The following is a 24,995-nucleotide window of genomic DNA, read 5'->3' as shown; positions in this document are numbered from 1 at the left end:
CTATAGGTTCGCATCGGCTGGCAGGCGTCGTGCCGCGCAATCACCGAGGTAACGCGAAGCGGCGCAAATTCTCCCGTCCGTTTCACACCCGAAACGTTTTCACGGATTTCACTCGAGTCGGCACCAAGCACGTAGCGTCCGCCGTAGATGCGGTGGGGGTTTCGGCTCAATGGCACGCTTATCGCTAAAGAAGACGCATACGGACGGGCCGCCGATCGCGCTGACGCATAGCGTCTCGACCGACGGGCAGTCGACAAAACACCGGCCGCGCGGGCGCCACATCCACCGTTTGCATCACGGCTCGGACGCGTGCGCGTGCTTTGCACCATCGGTCCGAGGACCGCCTGCTTCGCGGTCACGCGAGCCGTGCGCGCGCGAATGGCCAAACGGTAAGGCAACAACGAGCGACTGACCGTTTCCTCGGGAGATGCGTCATGAAAACAAGATCATTTATTCAGTATTGCTACTCAATGACGCGCGGGGCCGTGGTGCTGACGGCCGGCCTCGCGGTCATGCAGATAGCGAACGGCGCGCCCGCGACGACTTCCGGCGACGTGATTCCGGAGTGGCTCGTCGATGCCGCGGACACAACGGAGCCGGCTGCAGCGGCGCCGAACGGTCAGCTCGTCACGGCGGCGGCGAGCGTCGACGATGTGTCCTCGGTCTTCCTCGTCAGGACTTGCCGGGACGATCCGAACCGCGGCGCGTGCAACGAGCACGCGGGCGGAGGCGGCGGTCTTGCCGCGAACGGCGCGGGCGGTTCGAGAGGCTCGGGTGGGGGCGATCCGGCGGGCACGTCGAGCAGCGGGACGGGTTCGGGCGGTAAAGGTGGTGTTGGGAGCGCAAGTGCAAGTGCAAGCGGTAATGGCGGTGGTGGGGGCAATGGCGGTGGGAATAACAGCGGTGGTAATAGCGGCGGTGGTGGCAGCAACGGTGGTGGCAGCAACGGTGGTGGCAGCAACGGCGGTGGTAGCAACGGCGGCGGTAGTAACGGCGGCGGTAGTAACGGCGGTGGCAGCAACGGCGGTGGCAGCAACGGCGGTGGCAGCAACGGCGGTGGCAGCAACGGCGGCGGTAGCAACGGCGGCGGTAGCAAGGGCGGCGGCAGCAGCGGTTGCGGCTGCGGCAGCAGCGGCGGCCCGAGCGGTCCTGGCGGCCCCGGCGGCATGGGCGGCTTCGGAGGAGGATTTGGCGGCGGCTTTGGTGGCGGGTTCGGCGGGGGTTTCGGCGGCGGCTCCGGCGGACACGGTTCGGGCGGCAAGGGACACTAGATTCCAGCGACGGCATCTCGACGCCATCGCACCCGGCACATCAACCCCAGCCAAGCGCTTCCGAGCGTCCTTTGGCGGTGACGGTTCGATCCCCCGGTCGAACGTCACCGCCCGAGGCGCGGAGCTCGAATGCGGAACGCGTCTACGCATCTTGCACGGATATCCGTGCGCTAACGAACCCGCAGGCAGGAACCAAACGGGCGCGAACTCCTCTATCGAATTCGACATTCGAGAAGACGAGATCAAAATGAAGCGAAACTTCTCCACCCAGGCGACACGCGCCGCCAGCGCCCTGCTCGCCGCCGCGGCGCTCGCGCTGACTTCTCAAGCGCATGCCCAGCAAACGGCCGCACTCGAAGCGCCGCACACCGATCCCTCGTTCTCGGCCTACGCGCTCTCCCAGCTCTGCCAGCAAAAAACCGACAACGTCGCCCAAGGCCAATGCGTGGGCGCCGTGCGCGGGATCATCCACGGCTATCAGTACGGCGTGCTGTTTCTCGGCCAGCGCGCAGCGGTGCCCAATGAGGCCGTACAGCACGTCGCACTGTGCCTCTCCGGCACGCCGGTCGCGTCGATCGTCGACGAATTCGTCGCCGATACCCACCAAGTCGATGAAGATTCGCTCAAACGCACGCCCGCCGAAGTCGCCGTGCTCGGCTCGGTCCATATGCATCACGCGTGCAATTGACCGGCCATTCATGACACGAGAGCGCGCACGCGACGCATGTCACGTCGCGCGCGCCGTTGCGATCAGAGCATTTCGAGTGGACGCTTGCCGCGCGGCGGCTTGAAATAGGCGTCGATCGCCGCGACTTCGTCCGCGGTGAAGCGCAGATCGAGTGCGCGTCGATTCTCGCGCACATGCTCGACGCTGCCGGCCTTCGGTATCGCAGACACGTTCGGCTGAGCGAGCACCCAAGCCAGCGCGATATTCACCACCGACACGCCGCGCGCCTGCGCGATCTCGTCGAGCGGCGTGCGTTTGGGCAGGCGCGCGTGGTCGACCGGGCTGTAGGCCATCGCCGGCATCCGGTTCGCTTCGAGCCACGGCAACAGATCGAATTCCGGTCCGCGCCGTGCGACGTTGTAGAGAATCTGGTTCGTCGCGCACGCTGGCCCGCCGCGCGCCGAGACGAGTTCTTCCATGTCGTCGGTGTCGAAATTGCTCACGCCCCAATGGCGGATCTTGCCCGCGCCCTTCAACGCCTCGAAGCCCTCGATCGTCTCCGCGAGCGGCACGCCGCCGCGCCAGTGCAGCAGGTACAGGTCGAGCCGGTCGGTCTTCAGGCGCTTCAAGCTCGCCTCGCAAGCCGCGACGACGCCACGCCGGCTCGCGTTGTGCGGATAGACCTTGCTCACGAGGAACACTTGCTCGCGCAGGCCCGCAAGCGCCTCGCCGACGAGCGTCTCCGTCGCGCCTTCGCCATACATTTCGGCGGTATCGATCACGGTCATGCCGAGCTCGACGCCCTCACGCAAGGCGGCAATTTCCGACGCACGGCGCGAAGCGCGCTCGCCCATTTCCCAGGTGCCCTGTCCGAGCTTCGCGATGCGCTCGCCGTCGGGCAAGCTGACGTAGGCTGGGTCAGCGGTCATGACATCTCCTTAGCGGTGGGTACGCGCGAACCAGGCGCGCACAATCAAGGCGTGCAAGATTCGTGCGATGGATGCCGCCGAGTTTAGCCCCTCGCCGATGCGTCGATCGTAACGATTGGCAAAACCCCGCTATAACGCCGCGCGCCAATGACATAAAATTGCCGCTTGCCCTTCGCCGCGTTCACTTCATGACCTCAACCACGGAAGACCGCTGGCGCGACCTGCGCCCGGACCCGGACAACGACACACCGCTTTATCTGCAACTCGCCCGCAAGCTCGGCAACGCGATCCACGAAAACCGCTGGAACGCGGGCGAGGCGCTGCCGTCCGAGCGCGTGCTGTCGGAGGCGCTCGGCGTCTCGCGCATCACGGCGCGCAAGGCGATCGCGCTCTTGGTCGAACAGGGGCTCATTCGCCGCACGCAAGGCGCGGGCAGCTTCATCACGCCGCGCTACGACGATCCGCTGTCGCGCCTGTCCAGCTTCAGCGAAATGCTGCGGCGGCGCGGTTTCACGCCGAGTTCGAAATGGATCTCGCGCGAAATTCAACCGGCCAATCGGGAGGAAGTGATTCAACTGGGACTGTCGCCGGCGGCGGCGGTCACGCGTTTGAAACGCTTGCGCCTCGCCAACGGCATCGTGATGGCGGTCGAGAATTCGACGCTGCCGTCGTCGGTGGTGCCCGATCCGCAGGCGATCGGCGATTCGCTTTACACCTACCTCGAACATCGCGGGCTCGCGATCGTGCGCGCGTTGCAGCATTTTCGCGCGGTCAACGCGAGCGACGAAATCGCGCATCAGATGGGCATTGCGCCGCACGACGCGCTCCTGCTGATCACTCGCGTCGGCTACACGGCCGAGCAACGCGCGATCGAACTCACCGACACTTACTGCCGCAACGACTATTACGACTTCGTCGCGGAACTGCGCAAGTAGGCGCGATGGCGCCGGCGCACGCGCGCCGACGCGCGCTGCCTCACGATCAGGGCCACGCACGGCGCGCCGTAGATAAGGCCCGCGGTCAACCAGGCAGTGAACGACCAGAAGTATCCGATCATGTCATGGTCAGTGAATGATGAAACCGTTGTATTGCGCGTTGCCCACGCCAGCGGTGAGATTCACGCCCACATTGCCCGACACGCCCGTGAGCGCGCCTGACCCGAGTGCCGCACTGCCGCTGCCGGAAAGATGCACGGCGGCCGCCACCGTCTGGCTCGACGAGACATCGGCCGCCGGGGTGTCGATGAGCGCGATTTGATTGGCCTGCACGTTGAGCGCGCCGGCCGCGACATTCACGCCGACGTTGCCGCTCACGTTTTTCATCGCGTCGGCGCCGATCGAGGCGTCGAACGCGGCACCCTTGGTGGAGGAGGACGACGGGCCGATGCTGGCCGAACCGCCGATCGTCTGCGTCGACGTCAGCTTGACGGAGCCGAAGACGGCATTCAGATCCGGATCGGACGAGGACGCCTGCCCCGCCGCGAGCGCGGGCAACACGGCCATGGCGAACGAGCACACGGCGGCAGTCAAGGGATGGATTTTCATGCGTAGCTCCTGACGACTCCGGATTGGACCTAGCTACGCAGGTTTAACGACCGCCCGCGGAAAAAGTTGAGGATGACGTACCGTCAAATTCAGCCAACTTGCGCGCGATCAAGCGGAAACGGCCGGAACGGCCGCAAAACCTGCTGCAGCGACGTTTGCGCCGGTCCGCTTTTCTTATAAAAAAATGATACGCCGCGCGCACGAGCCCGGCAGGTCCGACACCGCCCCCGCCAGCCGCCAGAGTCTCGCTACGCGCCGCCGTTCGAGCATCAATCAGCACCGACAAATCGCGGCGAGCATTTTCTGGCGCCTGTTCTAAACACCAATAACAGACGCTAGAGCCAGCGCGCCTCGTCGGTCCCGATCGGCACCGGCGCGCGGCCGAAGAACGGCGGTGTTTCGGAGAGCGATTCGGCGGGCGAAGTCCCGAGCACCCTGCCGAACGGCGATTCGACGGTCTCGAGGCAATCGCGCACGTCGTCGAGCGTGACCTCCGGCGCGCGCCGGCCGCCTTCGATCTGACCCAGCGATTGGAGCCAGCGCCCGGTTTGCGCGAGCGAGAGCCGCACGTGCCAGCTGCCGCCTTCGGTCGCGCGCCGCGCAAGCGCGACCATCGCGCCGAACGCGGCGAGATAGCCGGTGGCGTGATCGAGCGCCTGACACGGCAGATGCTGCGGGCTCGCCGCTTGCGCCGCGTGCGTCTCGTTCCAGGCGATTCCGCTCGCCGACTGCACGAGGCTGTCGAAGCCGCGCCGGTTGGCCCACGGTCCCGTGTGCCCGTATGCGCAAATCGACACGTAGACGATGCCCGGCCGCAGACGCACCATGTCTTCCGGTGCGAAGCCGCGTGCGGCCAGTGCCCCCGGCCGGTACGACTGGAGGAACACGTCGGCCTTGGCGGCCAGCGCTTGCAGCGTCGCGCGGCCCTCTGCGTCGCGCAGATCGACCGTGGCCGAGCGCTTGCCGCGCCCGTTGTCGATGACGAGCGGCGGGATGTTCGGCAGATGCGGGCCGTTCACGAGCAGCACCTCGGCGCCGTGCTGCGCGAGCGCGCGCCCCGCCACCGGCCCGGCGATGATGCGCGAGAGGTCCAGCACGCGCGTCCCGTGAAGCGGCCGCTCGGCGCCGATGCCCACCGGTTCGGGCGGCGCGTCGCCGATCCGTTCGATCTGAAAGAGCGGCAAAGTGGCGATCGCCGCCGCCTGCTCCAGCGCCGCCCACTCGCGCGGCGTGCGGATCAACGCGGCGCACAGCCCCGCGTCCGCGAGCGTCTGGTCGAGCGTCGCGCCGTTCCAGCCGCGAATCGCTTCGACCACGGCGTCACGGTCGTTCGCACAGCCGAGCACCTTGAGCACACCGTCGCGGTGATGCTCGAAATTCGTGTGCAGCTGAATCCAGCGCCCGTCGCGCGTCTCGTAGAAGCCGGTGAGCGGAGCGCGCAACTCCGGCGCCGGCCCGTCATCCACGCGTAAATACCGTTCGCTGCGAAACGACGCGAGCGCGCGGCGCATCTCGACTTCGACGCGCTGCCGACGCCCGGAGCGCAGACGAAAGCATTCGGCCGCGGCAAGCGCCATCGCGCCGATCGTCGCCGACGCGAGCGTGCCGACGCGGTGGACCGAAGGCAGCCCCGGGTCATTGCCATCGAAGGCGATCGATTCGAGCGCGGCAGGATCGCATTCGGCGACCGACCAGAGGTGTTCCAGAGCGATGAGCGGAGTCATGATCGGCGAGAGGCTGTGTCTGAACAGCGGTGGCTGAGAAGTTGAGACGAGTCTAGAATCCACCCCAGTCGCGATCAATCTTGATTCAAATAATCAAGATATATCGATTTGTTTGGTTTCTCGTCCGAAGCCTGCATCGATATCTCGAATCGAACCGGAAGACACCGCCCCATGCCCAGCCATCTGACCGCCGCCGAAGCCGCCGCCGCGCTCGGCATCAGCGTCCCGACGCTCTACGCGTACGTGAGCCGCGGCATGCTGCGCTCGTCGCCGGACGCCGACAGCAAGCGCCGTCTCTACGACGCCGACGAAGTGCGCCGCCTCGCGCGCCGCAAGGAGGACGGCAAGCGCGCGGGCAAGGTCGCGCAGAAGGTGCTCGATTGGGGGGTGCCGGTGCTCGAATCGCGGATCACGCTGGTTGCCGACGGCCGCCTGTTCTATCGCGGTCAAGATGCGATCGAGCTGGCCCGAAGCGCGACGCTAGAAGAAGCCGCCGCGCTGCTTTGGGAATGCAGCGCGCGCCGGATCGCCGAGGCGCCCGCCGCGCCGATCACCGGCGCGCAATGGTCCGCGTGGCTGAAGCTGTGGAGCGACAGCGCGCCGCTCGATCGCGCGCTCGTGCTGCTGCCGGCCGTCGCCGCGCAGATGCCGCGCGTCTGGGCGCTCGGCCGCGACGCGCAACTCGACACCGCCTGCGCGTTGATGCGGCTCCTGGCCGCCGCGATGATCTCGGCGGCGCCGTCGAACGAACCGCTGCACCGCCAGCTCGCCGCTGCGTGGGGCGTGCGCAACCGGCGGCACGCGGAGCTATTGCGCATGGCGCTCGTCGTCTGCGCCGATCACGAGCTGAATCCGTCGACGTTCACCGTGCGCTGCATCACGTCGACCGGCACGCATCTGTTCGGCGCGGTGGCGGGCGGCCTCGCGGCGCTGTCGGGTCCGCGCCACGGCGGCGAGACCGCACGCGTCGCGGCGTTCTTCGAAGAAGCAACGCGCGCCGGCGACATCGACCGCTATCTCGCCGGCCGCCTGGCTCGCGACGATGACGGCGCACGCCGCCAACACCTATCCGGCTTCGGGCACCCGCTCTATCCGCAGGGCGATCCACGCGCGCAATTGCTGCTCGATGAGCTGACAGAGCGAGCCGATAAGCGGGCCGGAATGGCGGAGATCGGCGCGATCGTACGCGCGGTGAAGGACACAACCGGGCTCACGCCGACCGTCGATTTCGCGCTGGCAGCGCTCGAGCGCGTGCTGGCGTTGCCTGCCGGCGCCGCGTTCACGCTGTTCGCGCTTGGCCGCGTGACGGGCTGGATCGCGCATGCGATGGAGCAGACCGCCGACGGCAGCGTGATCCGGCCGCGCGCGCGTTATATCGGGGCGCATCCGCAGACTGAGACTGCGTGAATTGCCCCGCTCAACGAACACTCAAGCCACGTTCAGCCAACGCGGCATCCAGCTGCGCGCCACCGGAGCCGGCGTTGCCGACACGCTGCGCCCCGCCCGCGAAAACGCCAACGAAAACTTCGCCCCGCCACGCCCGGCGCTGACCCAAGTCCGAGCGCCTTCGGGCAGCACAAACGGTTCGCCCGGCTTGAGCCAGTAGTCCTCGGAATCGCCTTCGACCGTCAGCCAGATTTCGCCGTCGGTCACCGTGAGCACAGCCGGCCGGTCGATGTGCCAAGCGGCAGCCGGCTCGCCGTGCTCGAGTTCAAAAGTCCGGATTTCGCGCATCACTGTTCTCCTTGAAGTCGCGTCCTAGGGAAAGTACGTAGGCTCATTATTGAGATGCCGCGACTAGAATCACATGCACAGTTCCGAACAGTTTCACTGAAACTGTTCAGGCGAATTACCGAACAGTGAGGTGGCGCCGCATGAAACCCGATCTCAAACTCGACCGCGAAAGCGGCGTGCCGCTCACCGAGCAAATCGTGGCCGGCGTGCAGGTCTGGATTCGTTCGCGGGAAGCGCACGCGGGCACGAAGCTGCCGTCGATCCGCCAGTTCGCGGCCGACTACGGCGTGAGCCGCTTTCCCGTCATCGAGGCTTATGACCGGCTCGTCTCGCTGGGCTACGTCGAGTCGCGGCATGGCTCGGGCTTCTACGTGTCGCGGCACGCGTCGGTCAACGACGGCTGCCAAGGCACCACGGACCCGCGCCGCGCCGAGGAAGAATCGATCCACATCCTCCAGCAGTTCAATCACCCGGGCGAGCACCTGAAGCTCGGCGGCGGCTTCATCCCCGAGGCATGGCGCGACATGGACGGCCTCGCGCAAGCGATTCGCCAAGTCTCGCGAGGCGATCCGCTGAGCATGATCGACTACGCGACGCCGCTCGGCCATCCCGCCTTGCGCGAGCACTTGAACGCGCGCGCCGCGCTGGTCGGCGTCCACGCGAACGTCTCGCAAATCCTCATCACGAACGGCGCGAGCCAGGCGCTCGACCTCGTGATCCGCTACATGCTCAAGGCCGGCGACACGATGTTTGTCGAAGACCCCGGCTACTACAACCTGTTCGGTCTCTTGAAGCTGCACGGCGTGAACGTGGTGGGCATTCCGCGCACCGTCAACGGGCCCGATCTCGACGTGCTGCAGGAGCAGCTCAAGCGCCACCGCCCGCGCCTCTTCTTCATCAACACCGTGTTCCACAATCCAACCGGCACGACGGTCACGCCGCCCGTCGCGTTCCGGTTGTTGCAGCTTGCGCGCGAGCACGGCTTCACGATCCTCGAAGACGACATCTACGCCGACTTCCAGGCCGAGCCGACCGACCGCCTCGCCACGCTCGACCAGCTCGAACAGGTGATCTATATCGGCGGGCTGTCGAAGACGTTGTCGTCGTCTCTGCGGATCGGCTACATCGCGGCCAATCCAAAGATCATCAAGGATCTCGTCGACATCAAGGCACTCACGAGCATCAGCGGCTCGCTGTTTGCGGAGAGCGTGGCGCTCGCGCTGCTCGAGCGCGGCGCGTATCGCAAGTACCTCGACCGCCTGCGCCGGCGCATCAACGATGCGCTCGGCTCCGCCGTGCAGACGCTCGAAGCCTATGGCTGGGAAGTCTTCGCGAGGCCGGCGGGCGGCAAGTTCGTCTGGGCGCGCGTGCCGCACATCGACGATTCGCAGCAGCTCCTGGAATGCGGCGTGGCCTGCGGAGTCGACATAGCGCCGGGGAGCTATTTCCGGCCACATTCGGAACCCTCCCCGTGGACGCGCATCAACACGGCGTACACGAACGATCCGCGCGCCCGCGCGTTCTTCGCGCGAGCGTTCGAGCTGGAACCGGCGCGCGAAAGCGTGGAGGCGGACTAGAATAGCGGGCGCGCAATTCACCAACTGGTTCACCACAGCGCGCGCCGCCCGCGTTTCTTTTCGCTTCGACCGGCCGCGCGCCACGCCCAGCCCATGTCCAATCCGCCGACCACCGCCGCCCCCCCTGCCCGCGCCTACTCGCCCAAGTCGCTGAACGTACTGCTATGGCTCGTCGCCACCGGCTTCTTCATGCAGACGCTCGATTCGACGATCGTCAACACGGCGCTGCCGTCGATGGCGCGAAGCCTCGGCGAGTCGCCGCTCAGGATGCAATCGGTGGTGATCGCGTACTCGCTGACCATGGCGGTGATGATCCCCGTCTCGGGCTGGCTCGCGGACAAGCTCGGCATCCGGCGCGTCTTCTTCAGCGCGATCCTGATCTTCACGCTCGGCTCGCTCCTGTGCGCGAACGCGCACTCGCTCTCGCAGCTCGTCGTGTGGCGCGTGATGCAGGGCGTGGGCGGCGCGATGCTGCTGCCGGTCGGACGGCTGGCCGTGCTGCGCGTGTTTCCGGCCGAACGCTACCTGTCGGCGCTGGCTTTCGTGGCGGTCCCCGGCCTGATCGGTCCGCTGATCGGGCCGACGCTCGGCGGCTGGCTCGTGAAGATCGCGTCGTGGCACTGGATCTTCCTGATCAACGTACCGGTCGGCGTGGCGGGCTGCATCGCCACCTTCATCTACATGCCCGACGCGAAGAATCCCGACACCGGACGCTTCGATCTCAAGGGCTACCTGCTGCTCGCGCTCGCCATGATCGCGATCACGTTCTCGCTCGACGGCCTGGCCGAACTCGGCCTGCAGCACGCGACCGTGCTCGTGCTGCTGATCCTGAGCCTCGCCTGCTTCGTCGCGTACGGCCTGCACGCGACGCGCGCGGAGCGGCCGATCTTCCCGCTCGATCTGTTCAAGATCCATACCTTCTGCGTGGGCCTGCTCGGTAACCTGTTCGCGCGGATCGGCAGCGGCGCTATGCCTTACCTGATTCCGCTGCTCCTGCAAGTGAGCCTCGGCTACAGCGCGTTCGAAGCGGGCCTGATGATGCTGCCGGTCGCGGCGGCGGGCATGTTCTCGAAGCGGCTCGTCACGAGCCTGATCCTCAAGCATGGCTATCGCAAAGTGCTCGTCGTGAACACGGTGCTCGTGGGGCTCATGATGGCGAGCTTCCTGCTGACGAGCCTCCATCAGCCGATGTGGCTGCGGCTCGTGCAGCTCGCGATCTTCGGCAGCGTCAACTCGATGCAGTTCACCGCGATGAACACGCTCACGCTGAAAGACCTCGGCACGGGTGGCGCGAGCAGCGGCAACAGCCTGTTCTCGCTCGTGCAGATGCTGTCGATGAGTCTTGGGGTGACCGTCGCTGGCGCGCTCTTGACCACGTTCACGGATCTGATCCCGCGCGCGAGCACGGCCAATCCGCTGCCGGCGTTCCACGCGACGTTCTTATGCGTCGGGATCATTACGTCGGGATCGGCGTGGATCTTCGCGCAATTGGCGCCTGATATCCGGACGACGGCCAAAAAGACGGACCCGTCCGAGCGGACCTGACGCCGCCGGGCCTGCCTCGGCGAACCGCCAGCCGCGGCGCGCCGGCGCTGCCTCGACCCGCGACGGGGCACGCGGCGCACTACGACAGTGCGCCTAAAAGCGCTAAAACGTGTCTTGCGTCGGCCGAAACGGACTATGCCCTGCGCATGCTTCTTGCGTGCCGATCCTTTAAACTTCGCATCTGCGCATCTCGAAAACCGGCACCGCCCTACCCCACGACTGACATGAGCATGATCGAACTCGATCCACCCGGCTTTCAGCCGCCGCGTCCGATGGCCGGCGACGAAGGCGCCCGGCGCACCATCCTGTATGGCGGCTACACCGTGTTCAGCGTGTTCCAGCCGGTGTTTTCGGTGTCGCACCGGCGCGCGATCGGCTACCACGCGTCGCTGCGCGCGCACGACGAGCAAGGCGAGCACGCGCCGTCGCACGAGGTGTTCACGCAGGCGGCGCGGCGCGGCGATCTGCTGGAGCTGGGACGGCTCGCCGAATCGCTGCACCTGGGCAACTTCAACGCCTTCGACAGCCACGACGAGTGGCTCTTCCTGAGCCTGCACCCGGCCGCGCTGATGGACACCAGCTACGGCGACGCCCTGCTCGCCGGCCTCAAGGCGCTCGGCCTGTCGCCGCAGCGCGTCGTGCTGGAAGTGCCCGAGCAGGCGGGCGGCGAAACCACGCGTTTCGCCGAAATCATCGACAGCCTGCGCAAGTCCGGTTTCCTGATCGCGCTCGGCGGCTTCGGCGCGAAGCATTCGAATATCGACCGCGTCTGGCACCTGCACCCGGATATCGTCACGCTCGACCGCTGCATCCTCGCGCAAGCGAGCGAGCACTCACATATCGAGCGCGTACTGCCCGGGCTGGTGTCGCTGCTGCACGAGTCGGGGCAACTGGTGCTGATGGGCGGCCTCGCGACCGAGCGCGACGCGCTGATTGCGCTCGAATGCGACGTCGACTTCGTGCAAGGCACGTTCTTCGCCGGACCGAGCGTCGAGCCGGTCAAGCCGGAGACAGCCGCGGGCGTGATGGACGCGCTGTCGGCCGCGCTGCGCCAGCGCGTCGCCACGCGCGAGCGGGCGCAACTTGCGCGTCTCGAGCCGTATGTCCGCGCGCTCGAAGAAGCGAGCGAGCGCATCATCGCGGGCGACGATGTCGAGCAAGCCGCGGCGCCGCTGCTCGCCTTGAGCGAGACCGCGCGCTGCTTCCTGCTCGATGCGTCGGGCCGGCAAATCGGCGACAACGTCCTGCCGCCGGGGCGCGTGTCGCGGCGCGCGAAGCGCTTCTCGCCGCTCCTGCATTCGGAAGGGGCGAGCTGGGAACGCCGTCCCTACTTCATCGAAGCGATGCGTGTGCCGGGGCGCGCGCATCTGACCGCGCCGTATCTGTCGATCAACGAAGCGCACTTGTGCGTGACGGCCTCGATCGCGGCGCAGACCAAACGCGGCCTGCAGGTGCTGTGCGCCGACATCAACTGGGAAGCGGCCCTGCATCGCGTTTGACGGCGCGGGGCGTCCGCGGCGGCGTCGTTTACATCTGACAAGAAATGTCTCATCCTGAGTTTTGAGATAATCAGGATCGCCCGGCATTTTTGTGCTCCGGTGCCTCGAAACACCCGGAGCAGGGGCCGCATCGCACCCCAGCCGTCCCCGGACTGCACAACGAACGTAACAACGCCTCCGTACCGCCCATCGTGCTGTCGAACGACACCGCCCACCTGACCCTCACGCTGATCGTCCAGACCTGCGGCTATCTGGTCATCGCCTACCTGTTCACGCGCACACGGCTGTTCCTGCCGTTCATGCACGTGAGCGTGCGCCTGCCGCACCGCGTCGCGTGCTATGTCGTGTTCTCGATCTTTTGCATCATGGGCACCTACCTCGGGGTCGGCATCGACGAGTCGATCGCCGACACGCGGGCAATCGGCGCGGTGCTCGGCGGCGCGCTGGGCGGGCCGCTCGTCGGCGTCGCGGTCGGGCTGACAGGCGGGCTGCACCGCTACTGGATCGGTGGGCCGACGGGCTTCGCAGGGATGATCTCGACGATCGCCGAGGGGCTGGTCGGCGGCCTCTACCATCTGTGGATGGTCCGGCGCGGCAAGCTCAAGCGCGTCCTGCAGCCGTTCGGCGTCGCGCTCGCCACGTTCATCGCGGCGCTCACGCAGATGGCGATTCTGCTCGTGATCGTGAAGCCCGCGAGCGCAGCGACCCTGCTCGTCGACCACATTGCGGTGCCGATGATCGTCGCCAACACGTTTGGCGCAGGCATGTTCGTGAGCATCCTGCTCGACCGCCGCAAGGCGCTCGAGCGGCAATCGAGCATCTTCTCGGCGCGCGCGCTCACGATCGCGGCGCGGGCCGAAGGGGCGCTGCGCAGCGGTCTCGATGCGGCGAACGCGACGCGGGTCGCGCGCATCGTCTACGAGGAGACCGGAGTCGGCGCGGTCACCATCACCGATCGCGACAAGGTGCTCGCGTTCATCGGCATCGGCGACGATCACCATCTCACCGGCACACCGATCACGTCGCTGCAGACGATCGAGGCGATCGAATTGAACACCGTCGTCTTCGCCGACGGCAACGAGGTCGCCTACGTGTGCCCGATCGAGCCGGCGACCTGCCCGCTCGGCGCCGCGCTGATCATCCCGCTCCTGGGCGAAGAGGACCGCGTGATCGGCACGATCATCCTCGCCGAGGCGAAAACCAAGCTCTTCTCGACGATCAACCGCACGCTCGGTGAAGGCATCGCGCATTTGCTGTCAGCGCAGATCCTGGCCGGCCGCTTCGAAGACCAGAAGCAACTGCTCACGCAATCGGAGCTCAAGCTCTTGCAGGCGCAGATCAATCCGCACTTCCTCTTCAACACGCTGAACACGCTCGCGGCCGTCATCGCCAAAGACCCCGAGCGCGCCCGCCAGCTCGTGCAGAACCTGTCGACGTTTTTCCGCAAGAACCTGAAGCGGCCGGCCGAGGAAGTGACGCTCGACGACGAGCTCGAGCACATCGAGGCGTATCTGGAGATCGAGAAGGCGCGCTTTGCCGGCAAGCTCGAAGTGCGGATCGACATCCCGAAGGAATTCGCTGCGGTGCGCCTGCCCGCTTTCTCGATTCAGCCGATCGTCGAGAACGCGATCAAGCACGGCACTTCGCAATTGATCGGCAAGGGTGAAATCCATATCACCGCCCGGCGCGACGGTGACGATCTGTTGATCGATGTGGAAGACAACGCGGGCCTCTACGACGAACATGCGACAAGCGGCGGACTCGGCATGAATCTCGTCGCCAAACGCCTCGAAAACCGGTTCGGCCCAGGCTACGGCACCACGGTCACCTGCGAGAACGATGTCTCGACGCGCGTCACGCTGCGCATTCCCATGGAGACCACAACGATATGAATACCCTCATCGTCGACGACGAAGCGCCCGCACGCGACGAACTGCGCCGGCTCCTGGCGGCTTTCGAAGACGTGACGGTCGTGGGCGAATGCGCGAATGCGATCGAAGGGATTGCGGCGATCAACCGGCTGTCGCCGGACGTCGTGTTTCTCGACATTCAGATGCCCCGCGTGACGGGCCTCGAAATGCTCACGATGCTCGATCCCGACCGCAAGCCGAAAGTCGTGTTTCTCACCGCGCACGAGGAATATGCGCTCAAGGCGTTCGAGGAAAACGCGTTCGACTATCTGCTCAAGCCCGCCGATCACGATCGGCTCGCGAAGACGATCGAACGGCTGCGCGAAGCAAGCTCGCCGCCGCCGGCGCTGTTCGACGAGAGCCAGAGGCTCACGCAGATCCCGTGCTCGGGCCAGGACCGCATCTTTCTCGTGAAGGTGGCGGACATCGAATACGTGATCTCGAAGGCGAGCGGCGCGTTCGTCGTCGGCCGCGGGGGGCTGGAGCGCTTCACGGAACTCACGTTGAAGACGCTCGAAGCGCGCACGCCGCTGATTCGCTGCCACCGGCAGGTGCTCGTCAATCCGGAAGCGATTCGGGAGATCGTGTTTCAGCACAACGGGCTTGCGGAGATCGTTACGTTCAGCGAACAGAAGATTCCGGTGAGCCGGCGGTTTCTGGGGCCGTTGAAGGAGAGGTTGGCGATTGCGTGAGGGGGCTAGAGCATTCCGTTATACGTAAATCAGCCGAGCCCTTCGCGGAGTGCGCGTAGCGTGTCACCAAGGAAAGCGGGCGGCCTTTAGACCGCCCGCAACACGCTAAGCTTTCAGCAAGTGTTTTAATTCGTCAAGAAACGATTCGGTCGTGTGGCCCCATAATTTGGGATCGAATTGCCTTCCGAATTCTCTCTCCAATGCGGCATCCAAATTCCCCTGATTGTCCGTCTTGAACTCATCAATCTCACGGATAGTTTCCGCTCTGGCCGAGGCATCGGAAACACTTTTATGATATGAAATTATCTCCTCAATATTTTGACCAAACAAATCAAAATCTTCGTGAAAATGTCCAACTATAATATTCCATAAATTCAGATATTTAGACTCGCTTATAGATCTCAAATTTGACCCGAGAAACGCCGTCAAAACATAATAAGAAAAGACTAAGGTCAATCACCCGCGCGGACAGGCCGTCGGGGATGCTTCAACCGCGCATGCACGATTTTCGCCGCGGTGACAGTGCTGTCATCCTCATCCAGGATCACGATGTGGTTCCCGTCGGCGATCAGGTCGGAGGTACCGCGCACACGGCTCGGCCCGCAAATAGCCTTCGAACAGGCCGATGCATGCCCTACCGCTGATCGCCCTGCCCCGCTATTGACCTTATGCCTTGCGCATCCCACCTACCAACAGACAACGCCCTATACAACATGCCGACGGTCAGGACCTCTCGGTCAAACGAATGGGGCTTCCGCAGAATAAACTTCCTCAGAAGGTGATAGAAGACCCCTTCACCTTCCATTAGAAAATACCGCGAAAAATCGTAATCCCCCCTTCCTATATCAAAGCGCTCAAAAAAGCGCTCCATGAATATATCGGCATCGTCGCCTTCTTGGCCCAAATCCCCCGAAACGGTTGTGCTCTCGGAAATCTGCTTTCGCTCAGAAACGCACGCCTCTTTGCGCACAAACTGGACGAGATCATCCCACGAATATCGTTCCATTTTCAGAAAATTTTATCCTCTGGCTTGACTAAACGATTGTATTTCACCACAGAATCGTGAATAACTTGATAGACATCAGCCGCAAGCAAAACCCATCCTACACCAGGCAACGTCCGGCCAACAAACACACTAAGACGATGAGTGAAAAGAATCCTCAAAGATTTCATGCTCTCTAACGTCAACGTCGGAAGCACCTTCTTTTTTAGCTCGTACCTTATTGTGGAGCGAGCCATAACTGACATTATAGAGGTTCCCTTGGTCGCGCCCATTGGCTTAGCTCTAGTTGGCAACACAGGCAACCCCGAGAATATGAGAATCATATATTCGATGTCATCAATACCAAATTGCTGGCAAGCCTCATGCGCAACAATAAATAAAAAAACTCAACACGATCCAGGTTACGATTATTGCCGTAATCATACATATTTGACATTACTTCACTCCCTTTTTTATAGGTCTCGGACTATATCATCGACGTCAAAAACACAGCAATCTCTGAACAGCTGACTGGTCCCAGCATGGTGACAGGTGCGAATAGTCATCGCAAAATTCAACACCCCCTTCTCAAAGCCGCGGCGCGTGGTTGCACTGACATCAGAAGTCGCAAGGGATTTATTACAAGATAATTGAACATCAAACGATATAGCGACAAATAGTCGCCACCTGACAAACTAGATAGTCATAAGTTATGCCAAATCGATGGATCATCTGAGAACTAGGCCGACGCAGGAGAGTCGGATTTTTGCAAGAAAGGATATATCGGTGTCGCAGAACGTTTCTTTGAAATTACCAGCCCTCGCAAACTTCAAAGAAAATAAAAACCGAGGCAAGCACAGCAAAATGGAATTGAGGCTATTAATTCCCGTCCTGATCGTATTTCTTAGCTCCGTATCTCATGCGAGAACCGTAGCAAGCGTCAAGATCACCGAGACCGGAAAAAGCAGAGACGATACCGCCTCAGAGAACTGCAAGAAATTCCAACCGACTCCCTATCAGGTAAAGGAATTCTTCTCGAAAGCCTATCCGGTTGAAGGCTACGTGCTATCGCACGAACGCTATTCATCATGCTACGCAACGGGGACATTGAAATTCAGCGACGGCAGCAGCGGAGAGTGGAAGTTGTCTTCGAGCGGCGTCGCCACCTTCATCTTTTCCAGAGGAGACGTAGTAACGCTCTTCCATCGAAAAAACCGCTGGCATGATCCGTTTGCCTGCACCTACGGCCTCGCTGACAAACCCGAATGCTAAAAACACCATCGGCACCGTAACGCCCGCAAGCCTCACGATGCCGATGATTTCCAACTGGCCGCATTGCACGGCCAACCCACGCTAAGCGTCGCTCAGTGCGAACGCTTGCGGCAAAACACGAACCAATAAACCGCCCCAACCAACACCGCCCCACCAATCCAGTTCCCCGCCGTAATCACAGCGAGATTGCCGAGAAAGTGCTCGACCGGAATCGCCGGCGCCATCGCAATGCTCCCGTGGCCAAGATCAAGCCAGAACGAAGCAGGCGCCCATTGTTCGATCATCAAGCCGAACGGCACGAAGAACATGTCGGCGATACAGTGTTCGAAGCCTGCGGCGACGAAGAACGCAACCGGGAACATGATCGACAGCATCTTGTCGGTGAACGAGCGCGCCGACAGCGACAGCCAGACCGCGAGGCAGACCATCACGTTGCAGAGAATCGCGAGGAAGAAGGCTTCCATCGGCGCATCGCTGGCCTTGGCCGACGCGAACGACAGCGCGGCCGCGCCGAACGCGCCATGGCCGATCTTGTAGGCGCCCGCCAGGAACAGGATCGCGGCGGTGGCGATAGCGCCCACCCCATTGCCGACCCACACCGTCACCCAGACGCGCACCAGTTCGCGAAAGCGCAGACGCTTGCTCGCCCACGCCATCACCATCAGGCAATCGCCCGTGAAGAGCTGCGCGCCGCCGCACATGATCAGCACGAGGCCGAGCGAGAAGACAATGCCGCCGATCAGCCGAGTCACACCAAACGACATATGCCCGGCGGCGTCCGACATCGCGACGATCGCGAAGAAGCCGCCGAACGAGATGAACGCACCGCCGAGGATGGCGAGCACGAAGAGCGTCGCGGTGTCGTAGTGGGCTTTCTTGACCCCCAGGTCTTCAGCCGCGCGCGCGATGGCGGGCGGCGTGAGCGCATCGAACAGCGGCACCTCGACCGCGCTCTTGTGAGTACCGCCAGTCGAGCCGGCGGCCTCCGTGGAAACTTCAGATACGGGTTTCATGACATTTCTCTCGGGTTGTCCTCGATTAAGCGGCAGCGGCCGGAACCGGCGGCACGACGCTCGACGGATTCTCGTCGCCGGAAGCGGCTTGAATGGCGGTCAATGCGATCGTGTAGACGATGTCGTCGACGAGCGCGCCGCGCGACAAGTCGTTGACCGGCTTGCGCAAGCCCTGCAGCATCGGGCCGACCGAGACCACGTTGGCCGAACGCTGCACCGCCTTGTACGTCGTGTTGCCGGTGTTGAGATCCGGGAAAATGCAGACGTTGGCGCGGCCCGCGACCGGGCTGCCCGGCGCCTTTTGCTGGCCGACGCTTTCCACGGTGGCCGCGTCGTACTGCATCGGGCCGTCGATGACGAGATCGGGCCGGCGTTCGCGCACGAGCGCCGTCGCTTCGCGCACCTTTTCGACGTCGTCGCCTGAACCCGACGAGCCTGTCGAGTACGAGATCATCGCGACGCGCGGCTCGACGCCGAACGCTTTCGCGCTGTCGGCTGACTGGATCGCGATTTCGGCCAGCTCCGCCGCGCTCGGATCGGGATTGATCGCGCAGTCGCCGTAGACGAGCACTTGATCGGGCATCAGCATGAAGAACACGCTCGATACGACGCTGTTGCCCGGCGCGGCCTTGATCAGCTGCAACGCCGGACGCACGGTGTTGGCCGTCGTGTGGACGGCGCCCGAGACGAGACCGTCGACGTCGCCTTGCGCGAGCATCATGGTGCCGAGCACGACCGTGTCTTCAAGCTGCCGCGCGGCTTGCAGCGCGGTGAGTCCCTTCGATTTGCGCAGTTCGACCATCGGCTCGACGTAGCCATCGCGGATCGCTTCCGGATCGAGGATTTCGACCGCTTCCGACAGCTCGATGCCATGCCCCGCCGCCACCGAGCGGATCTTATCGGGCGCGCCGAGCAGCACGGGGCGGGCGATGCCCTTCTCCGCGCAAATCACGGCGGCTTGAATCGTGCGCGGTTCGTCGCCTTCGGGCAGCACGATGCGGCGGTTGGCCTTGCTGGCCTTGCCGACCAGGCGATGGCGGAACACCGGCGGCGGCATCAGCGTGTCGACCGGCACGTCCAGGCGCGCGACGAGCGGCTGCGCATCGACGTTGCCTGCGATGAAGTCGAGCACGCGTTCCATGCGCTCGGGGTCGTCGGCGACCACGTGGCTCGACAGGCTCGTCAAGCGCGATGCGACCGTGAACGTGTCTTCGTCCGACAGCAAGACCGGCAGGCGGTCGAGCGGCGGCGCCTCGAGCAGCTTCATTGCCTCGGGGGCCGGCTCGCCGCCGCAGGTCAGGATCAGGCCCGCGAGCGGCATGCCGCGCAGCGCGGTGAACGCCACGGCGAGAATCGCGTCGGAGCGGTCCACCGGCATCACCACGAGCGTGCCGCTCTTCAGGTGGGGAATCAGCTTCTCCGGCGAGCGCGCCGCAACCACGAAGTTCTCGACGCGCGCCGATTCGATATCGCCGCGCCGGAACACCGTCAGGTCGAGACCAGCGGCGACATCGATCAGACGCGGCGCGATCAGCTGCGGGTTGCTCCGCACCGCGGCAAGGATCGGCACGTTGCTCGACGCCCCTTCGAGACGCAGGCTGCGCAACTCGCCCAGTGCGGCGGCACTCGCCTCATTGCAGCGGTTGACCAGCACGCCGGCGAGCGGCCGCCGTCCGCCGTTGCCGTATTGCTCCGCCGCCCCGGCCGCGATGGCGGCCAGCTCCGATGCGCTCTTCGAGCCGCCCGTGACGACGGGCACGAGGTCGGCGCCCATCGATCGGATCATCTCGATGTTCAGGCGCGTCGAGATCATCGCGTCGACGTAAGGAATCAAGCCTTCGACGATCATCACGTGGTTGCCTTCGCGCGCGCTCTCGACGATCGCAACGACCTCTTCCATCAGGCCGGCGAGGCGCCCTTCACGCACCATCTCGGCAGCGTGGGCGAACGGGATCGGATCGGGCGTGGTCGTACCGCACAGCGTGCGCGCGAAGTGGCTCGACAGATCGCGGTCGCCGGTGGACGCTTCGGGCTGCGCGATCGGCTTCACGAAACCGACGCGCACGCCGGCGAGCTGCAGCGACCGCACGAGGCCGAGGGCCATCGAGGTGAGACCGGCGTCGTGCGATACCGGGACGAGATAGAAGGTGCGGGGTAGATTCGTCACGTTCATGACAGTTGCTCCATAGACGACGAACGGTGCGCGGACTTGCTCGAGCTGCTTGCCGCGGCGGTGCTTTCGGAATGGCGGATGGTGCTGGCGATCTCGGTGGATTCGCGGGCGATCGTGCCCTCTTCGTCAGTCGGCACGACCCACGCTTGCGGGCCGCTGCCGCTATCGATGCGGCCGCTCTTGCCGCCCACCGCCGCTTTGTTGGCCGCTTCATCGAGCACGAAGCCGAACACCTTCAGATGCTCGAGGGTCATCCTGCGAATCCGCACCGAGTTCTCGCCGATGCCGCCGGTGAAGATCAGCGCGTCGAAGCGCGGCAGCGAAGTGGCGAGTCCGCCGATGTAGCGGGCGAGCCGGTGGACGAACACGTCGAGCGCGAGCTGCGCGCCTTCGTGGCCTTCGCTCGCGGCAGCTTCGAGGTCGCGGCAGTCGCTCGACAGCTCGGAGAGGCCCAAGAGGCCGCTCTGCTTGTTGAGCAGCGTTTCCATATCGGCGAAATCCGCGCCCCCGATGCGAGCGATCTTCGCGGCTGCGCCGAAGTCGAGGTCGCCCGAACGCGTACCCATCACGAGGCCCTCGAGCGGCGTCATACCCATCGACGTGTCGACGCTCTTGCCATTCACGACGGCCGTCGCCGAAGCGCCGTTGCCGAGGTGAGCGACGATGACGCCGTGGTCCTTCGCATCGAGCTTGAGCAGGCGCACGGCCTCCCCGGACACATAGCGGTGCGACGTGCCGTGAAAGCCGTAGCGGCGCACGCCGTGCTCGCGATAGAAGCGCTGCGGCACGGCGTACGAGTACGCGGCCTTCGGCATGGTCTGGTGAAACGCGGTGTCGAACACGGCCACTTGCGGCACGAACGGCAGCTCTTCGAGGCACGCGCGGATGCCGAGCAGGTTCGCCGGGTTGTGCAGCGGCGCGAGGCCGGACACCGCCTCGATATCTCGAATCACTTCCGGCGTGATCAGCACGGACTCCGTGAAACGCTCGCCGCCATGCACGACGCGATGGCCGACGACCGCCACGCGATCGAGCAGGCCCGCGTCGTCGAAACGGTCCATCAGCACTTCCAGCGCCTTCGGGTGCGCGCCGCCGGAAAGCGATAGCGTGGTCTTTTCGCCGTTTTCCTTGATGACGAGCCGCGCATCGGACAAGCCGAGGCATTCGGCGATGCCGGAGACGAGCGGCTCGCCGCCGCCCGTGGGCAGGACGGTGAATTTCAGCGACGATGAGCCGCAGTTGATAACAAGAACGAGATCGAGTTGAGTGGACATGATTTGTTGTTGATTCAGTTATTTAGTTGAGCTGCGCTCATACCGCCGGCAGTTGGCGGGAGCGGAAAATTTCGACGGCGGCGGCGACCTGCTCGGGCGTGGGCGTCGGAGTATCTTTCAATGCGTACTCGCGATCAAGCTGCTCCCATTTGTGAGCGCCCATCTGGTGAAACGGCAGGACGTCGACCCGTTGAACGAGAGGGCCGAGGTCGGCAAGAAAATCGGCGTGACGCGCGATATCGCCGGCGTCGTCGGTGAGACCAGGAACCAGCACGTAACGAATCCAAAGCGGCTTGCCGAGACGCACCATGCGCTGGGCGAAGTCGAGCGTCGGCGCGAGCTCGCAGCTCGTGATCGTGCGGTACTTCGCGGGATCGATGTGCTTGATGTCGAGCAGCACCAGATCGACGGCGTCGAACCAGCTGCTGCTGACGTTGCGGCCCAGATAGCCTTGCGTGTCGAGTGCGGTGTGAAGGCCGTATTCGTCATGCAGGCGGGACAGCAAGGCGCCCACGAACTCCGGCTGCATCAGCGGCTCGCCGCCGGACACCGTCACGCCGCCCGCCATCTTCAGGAACGGCACGTACGGACGGATTTCGTCGATCGCCTCGTCGACCGTCACCTGACGGCCCGACGAACGCTTCCAGGTATCGGGGTTGTGGCAATACACGCAGCGGAACGGGCAGCCGGCCACGAAGAACACGAAGCGCATGCCCGGGCCATCGCTCGCCGCGCCGCTTTCGACCGAATGCAGATAGCCGATCGGCCCGTTGGCCCCTTCGACGCTCACGGTAGGCACGCACTGCGGGTGTTGGCACGAAGTCTCAATGGCGGCAGTCATGATGTTTCCTCTTTCCGGTTGCCCTGCACTGCTTTCTATTCCGAGTCTTTGGCGGCCGCCGGGATGGCCTGGCGGCCTGCTTTGCTACTTGATTACAGCGATGCGTGGAACGTGCGCGAGATCACGTCGAGCTGCTGTTCGCGAGTCAGCTTGACGAAGTTCACCGCGTAGCCGGAAACACGCACCGTCAGTTGCGGGTACTTTTCCGGATGCTCCATCGCGTCGACGAGCGTCTCGCGATTGAACACGTTCACGTTCACGTGGTGGCCGCCCGCTCCCGTGTAGGCGTCGAGGCACTTCGCGAGGTTGCTCACGCGCTCGCCGCCGGTGCGGCCGAGCGCGTCGGGCGTGGCCGAAGCCGTCCACGAGATGCCGTCGAGCGCGCTCGCGTACGGCAGCTTCGCGACCGATGCGCCCGCTGCGACGAAGCCCTTCTTGTCGCGGCCGTTCATGGGGTTCGCGCCCGGCGAGAACGGTTCGCCTGCGCGGCGGCCGTCCGGCGTGTTGCCGGTCTTCTTGCCGTACACGACGTTCGACGTAATCGTGAGCACCGATTGTGTCGGCATTGCGTTGCGATAGAAGTACGGCTGCGAAGCGACCTTCTTCATGAAGGTTTCGGTGAGCCACACGGCGATGCTGTCGGCGCGGTCGTCGTTGTTGCCGTAGGCCGGGTATTCGCCTTCGATCGCGTAGTCGACTGCCAGCCCATCCGCGTTGCGCACGATGCGCACCTTCGCGTGCTTGATCGCCGAGAGACTATCCGCGGCCACCGACAAACCCGCGATGCCGCAAGCCATCGTGCGCAGGATGTCGCGGTCGTGCAGCGCCATCTCGATGCGTTCGTAGGCGTACTTATCGTGCATGTAGTGGATCGAGTTGAGCGCCTTGACGTAGGTCTTCGCGAGCCAGTCCATCATCGGGTCGAACTTGGCCATCACTTCTTCGTAGCTCAGCACGTCGCCCTTGATCGGCTCGAAGCCATCGGCCACCTTCACGCCGCTCTTTTCATCGACGCCGCCGTTGATTGCGTACAGCAGTGCCTTCGCGAGATTCGCGCGGGCGCCGAAGAACTGCATCTGCTTGCCGATGCGCATGGCCGACACGCAGCAGGCGATGCCGTAGTCGTCGCCCCAGCGGGGACGCATGATGTCGTCGTTTTCGTATTGGATCGACGAGGTCTCGATCGACACCTTCGCGCAGAAGTCCTTGAAGCCTTCCGGCAGCTTGCCCGACCACAGCACGGTGAGGTTCGGTTCCGGCGCCGGGCCCAGATTGAACAGCGTATTCAGAATCCGGAAGCTCGATTTCGTGACGAGCGGACGGCCGTCTTCGCCCATGCCGCCGATCGCTTCGGTCACCCAGGTCGGGTCGCCCGAGAACAATTGGTCGTATTCCGGCGTGCGCAGGAAGCGCACGATGCGCAGCTTGATGACGAGGTCGTCGAAGAGTTCTTGCGCTTGCTGCTCGGTCAGGATGCCGCGTTCGAAGTCGCGCAGGACATAGATGTCGAGGAAGGTCGAGATGCGGCCGATCGACATCGCCGCGCCGTTTTGTTCCTTCACCGCGGCCAGGTAGCCGAAGTAGGTCCACTGCATCGCTTCGCGCGCGTTAGTCGCCGGACGCGAGATGTCGTAGCCATACTTGGCGGCCATTTGCTTCAGCTCGTCGAGCGCGCGGAATTGCTCGGAGAGCTCTTCGCGCAGGCGTAGCGTGTCGTCGTTGAAGACGGCGTCGTCGAGCTCGTGAAAGACGCGCAGGCGTTCCGCGCGCAGGAAGTCGGTGCCGTACAGCGCGACGCGGCGATAGTCGCCGATGATGCGGCCGCGGCCGTAGGCATCGGGCAGGCCCGTGATGACGCCCGACTTGCGCGCTGCCAGGATTTCCGGCGAGTACGTATCGAAGATGCCTTGGTTGTGGCTCTTGCGGTACTTCGTCCAGATTTCATGGATGGCCGGATCGAGCTTGAAGTTGAAGGCTTCCAGGCCGTTCTCCACCATCCGCAGGCCGCCGTTCGGCATGATTGCGCGCTTGAGCGGCGCATCGGTCTGCAGGCCGACGATCAGCTCGATCTCTTGATCGATGTAGCCGGCGTCATGCGCGGTGATCGACGAAGCGCGATCGGCGGAAACGTCGAGCACACCCTTCTTGCGTTCTTCCTTCAGGAGCTCCGACAACTTCGCCCACACAGCCTTGGTGCGTTCGGTCGGACCGGCGAGGAACGAGTCGTCGCCTTGATACGGCACGTAGTTGGCTTGAATGAAGCCGCGCACATCGACTGATGTCTGCCACTGACCCTCAGCAAAGTCTGCCCAGGCGTCTGCGTTTTGGATTTTCGACATCATGTTCAT

General features: G+C 64.2%; 21 protein-coding genes and 1 pseudogene. 10 read left to right on the top strand and 12 right to left on the bottom strand.

Annotated features, from left to right (window positions below):
- The first annotated feature begins 434 nt into the window (after positions 1–434).
- Entirely contained in the window at positions 435–1,271 is an 837-nt protein-coding gene (locus tag AAHK20_RS24910) for a hypothetical protein (RefSeq protein ID WP_449184168.1), read from the top strand.
- 247 nt (positions 1,272–1,518) lie between these two features.
- Positions 1,519–1,959: a hypothetical protein gene (locus AAHK20_RS24905; RefSeq protein ID WP_449184167.1), complete on the top strand. Its 441-nt coding sequence runs from the start codon at positions 1,519–1,521 to the stop codon at positions 1,957–1,959.
- A gap of 62 nt (positions 1,960–2,021) precedes the next feature.
- Here the strand turns inward: AAHK20_RS24905 and AAHK20_RS24900 are convergent, their stop codons facing one another.
- Positions 2,022–2,867, bottom strand: a complete 846-nt coding sequence (locus AAHK20_RS24900) for an aldo/keto reductase (protein ID WP_449184166.1) — start codon at positions 2,865–2,867, stop codon at positions 2,022–2,024.
- A gap of 188 nt (positions 2,868–3,055) precedes the next feature.
- Here AAHK20_RS24900 and AAHK20_RS24895 point away from each other — a divergent pair, with 188 nt between their 5' ends.
- Positions 3,056–3,802, top strand: a complete 747-nt coding sequence (locus AAHK20_RS24895) for a GntR family transcriptional regulator (RefSeq protein WP_449184165.1) — start codon at positions 3,056–3,058, stop codon at positions 3,800–3,802.
- 129 nt (positions 3,803–3,931) lie between these two features.
- On the opposite strand, the gene AAHK20_RS24890 is transcribed toward AAHK20_RS24895, so the two are convergent.
- Positions 3,932–4,411, bottom strand: coding sequence for a FapB/FapC family functional amyloid domain-containing protein (locus tag AAHK20_RS24890; RefSeq protein ID WP_449184164.1), 480 nt, complete (start codon positions 4,409–4,411; stop codon positions 3,932–3,934).
- Positions 4,412–4,746: 335 nt separating this feature from the next.
- Entirely contained in the window at positions 4,747–6,135 is a 1,389-nt protein-coding gene (locus AAHK20_RS24885) for a CoA transferase (protein ID WP_449184163.1), read from the bottom strand.
- A gap of 171 nt (positions 6,136–6,306) precedes the next feature.
- Here AAHK20_RS24885 and AAHK20_RS24880 point away from each other — a divergent pair, with 171 nt between their 5' ends.
- Positions 6,307–7,542: a citrate/2-methylcitrate synthase gene (locus tag AAHK20_RS24880; RefSeq protein ID WP_449184162.1), complete on the top strand. Its 1,236-nt coding sequence runs from the start codon at positions 6,307–6,309 to the stop codon at positions 7,540–7,542.
- Between the two features lie 21 nt (positions 7,543–7,563).
- On the opposite strand, the gene AAHK20_RS24875 is transcribed toward AAHK20_RS24880, so the two are convergent.
- Positions 7,564–7,869 carry a DUF2917 domain-containing protein gene (locus tag AAHK20_RS24875; RefSeq protein ID WP_449184161.1) on the bottom strand — a complete coding sequence of 102 codons (306 nt, stop codon included), beginning with the start codon at positions 7,867–7,869 and terminating at the stop codon, positions 7,564–7,566.
- A 140-nt stretch (positions 7,870–8,009) separates the two neighbouring features.
- Between AAHK20_RS24875 and AAHK20_RS24870 the strand changes: the two genes are divergently transcribed.
- The 5 genes from AAHK20_RS24870 to btsR all read left to right on the top strand — a co-directional run bounded on the left by AAHK20_RS24870 (position 8,010) and on the right by btsR (position 15,092).
- The gene (locus AAHK20_RS24870) at positions 8,010–9,446 is read left to right on the top strand and encodes an aminotransferase-like domain-containing protein (RefSeq protein ID WP_449184160.1); all 1,437 of its coding nucleotides are present in this window, start codon (positions 8,010–8,012) and stop codon (positions 9,444–9,446) included.
- A gap of 93 nt (positions 9,447–9,539) precedes the next feature.
- Positions 9,540–10,991, top strand: coding sequence for a multidrug transporter subunit MdtD (gene mdtD / locus AAHK20_RS24865; protein ID WP_449184159.1), 1,452 nt, complete (start codon positions 9,540–9,542; stop codon positions 10,989–10,991).
- A gap of 224 nt (positions 10,992–11,215) precedes the next feature.
- Positions 11,216–12,490 carry an EAL domain-containing protein gene (locus tag AAHK20_RS24860; protein WP_449184158.1) on the top strand — a complete coding sequence of 425 codons (1,275 nt, stop codon included), beginning with the start codon at positions 11,216–11,218 and terminating at the stop codon, positions 12,488–12,490.
- Between the two features lie 191 nt (positions 12,491–12,681).
- Entirely contained in the window at positions 12,682–14,382 is a 1,701-nt protein-coding gene (locus AAHK20_RS24855; protein WP_449184157.1) for a LytS/YhcK type 5TM receptor domain-containing protein, read from the top strand.
- Positions 14,379–15,092, top strand: coding sequence for a two-component system response regulator BtsR (gene btsR / locus AAHK20_RS24850; RefSeq protein ID WP_449184156.1), 714 nt, complete (start codon positions 14,379–14,381; stop codon positions 15,090–15,092). Before AAHK20_RS24855 ends, btsR begins: the two co-directional genes overlap by 4 nt.
- Before the next feature lie 105 nt (positions 15,093–15,197).
- Here btsR and AAHK20_RS24845 read toward each other — a convergent pair whose 3' ends face one another.
- The 3 genes and pseudogenes from AAHK20_RS24845 to AAHK20_RS24835 form a co-directional block, all read right to left on the bottom strand.
- A complete protein-coding gene (locus tag AAHK20_RS24845; RefSeq protein WP_449184155.1) occupies positions 15,198–15,548 on the bottom strand; it encodes a contact-dependent growth inhibition system immunity protein in 351 nt (116 codons plus the stop codon).
- A 178-nt stretch (positions 15,549–15,726) separates the two neighbouring features.
- Positions 15,727–16,098 (bottom strand): DUF1493 family protein, encoded by a 372-nt coding sequence (locus AAHK20_RS24840; RefSeq protein ID WP_449184154.1) that lies wholly within the window; start codon positions 16,096–16,098, stop codon positions 15,727–15,729.
- Between the two features lie 2 nt (positions 16,099–16,100).
- Positions 16,101–16,531, bottom strand: a pseudogene (locus AAHK20_RS24835) (STM2901 family protein).
- 329 nt (positions 16,532–16,860) lie between these two features.
- On the opposite strand from AAHK20_RS24835, the gene AAHK20_RS24830 reads away from it, so the two are divergent.
- Positions 16,861–17,346 (top strand): hypothetical protein, encoded by a 486-nt coding sequence (locus AAHK20_RS24830; protein ID WP_449184153.1) that lies wholly within the window; start codon positions 16,861–16,863, stop codon positions 17,344–17,346.
- 92 nt (positions 17,347–17,438) lie between these two features.
- Here the strand turns inward: AAHK20_RS24830 and AAHK20_RS24825 are convergent, their stop codons facing one another.
- The 5 genes from AAHK20_RS24825 to pflB all read right to left on the bottom strand — a co-directional run bounded on the left by AAHK20_RS24825 (position 17,439) and on the right by pflB (position 24,989).
- Positions 17,439–18,359, bottom strand: coding sequence for a formate/nitrite transporter family protein (locus AAHK20_RS24825; RefSeq protein ID WP_449184152.1), 921 nt, complete (start codon positions 18,357–18,359; stop codon positions 17,439–17,441).
- Between the two features lie 25 nt (positions 18,360–18,384).
- A complete protein-coding gene (gene pta, locus AAHK20_RS24820) occupies positions 18,385–20,532 on the bottom strand; it encodes a phosphate acetyltransferase (RefSeq protein WP_449184151.1) in 2,148 nt (715 codons plus the stop codon).
- On the bottom strand, positions 20,529–21,806 hold the full coding sequence (locus tag AAHK20_RS24815) for an acetate/propionate family kinase (protein WP_449184150.1): 1,278 nt from the start codon (positions 21,804–21,806) through the stop codon (positions 20,529–20,531). Before AAHK20_RS24815 ends, pta begins: the two co-directional genes overlap by 4 nt.
- Positions 21,807–21,843: 37 nt before the next feature.
- The gene (gene pflA / locus AAHK20_RS24810; RefSeq protein ID WP_449184149.1) at positions 21,844–22,647 is read right to left on the bottom strand and encodes a pyruvate formate-lyase-activating protein; all 804 of its coding nucleotides are present in this window, start codon (positions 22,645–22,647) and stop codon (positions 21,844–21,846) included.
- Between the two features lie 92 nt (positions 22,648–22,739).
- Positions 22,740–24,989, bottom strand: coding sequence for a formate C-acetyltransferase (gene pflB, locus AAHK20_RS24805; protein ID WP_449184148.1), 2,250 nt, complete (start codon positions 24,987–24,989; stop codon positions 22,740–22,742).
- Between the last annotated feature and the right edge of the window lie 6 nt (positions 24,990–24,995).

It is taken from the genome of Trinickia camelliae (assembly GCF_053525655.1).
This window is presented reverse-complemented; position numbering and strand designations above follow the sequence as displayed.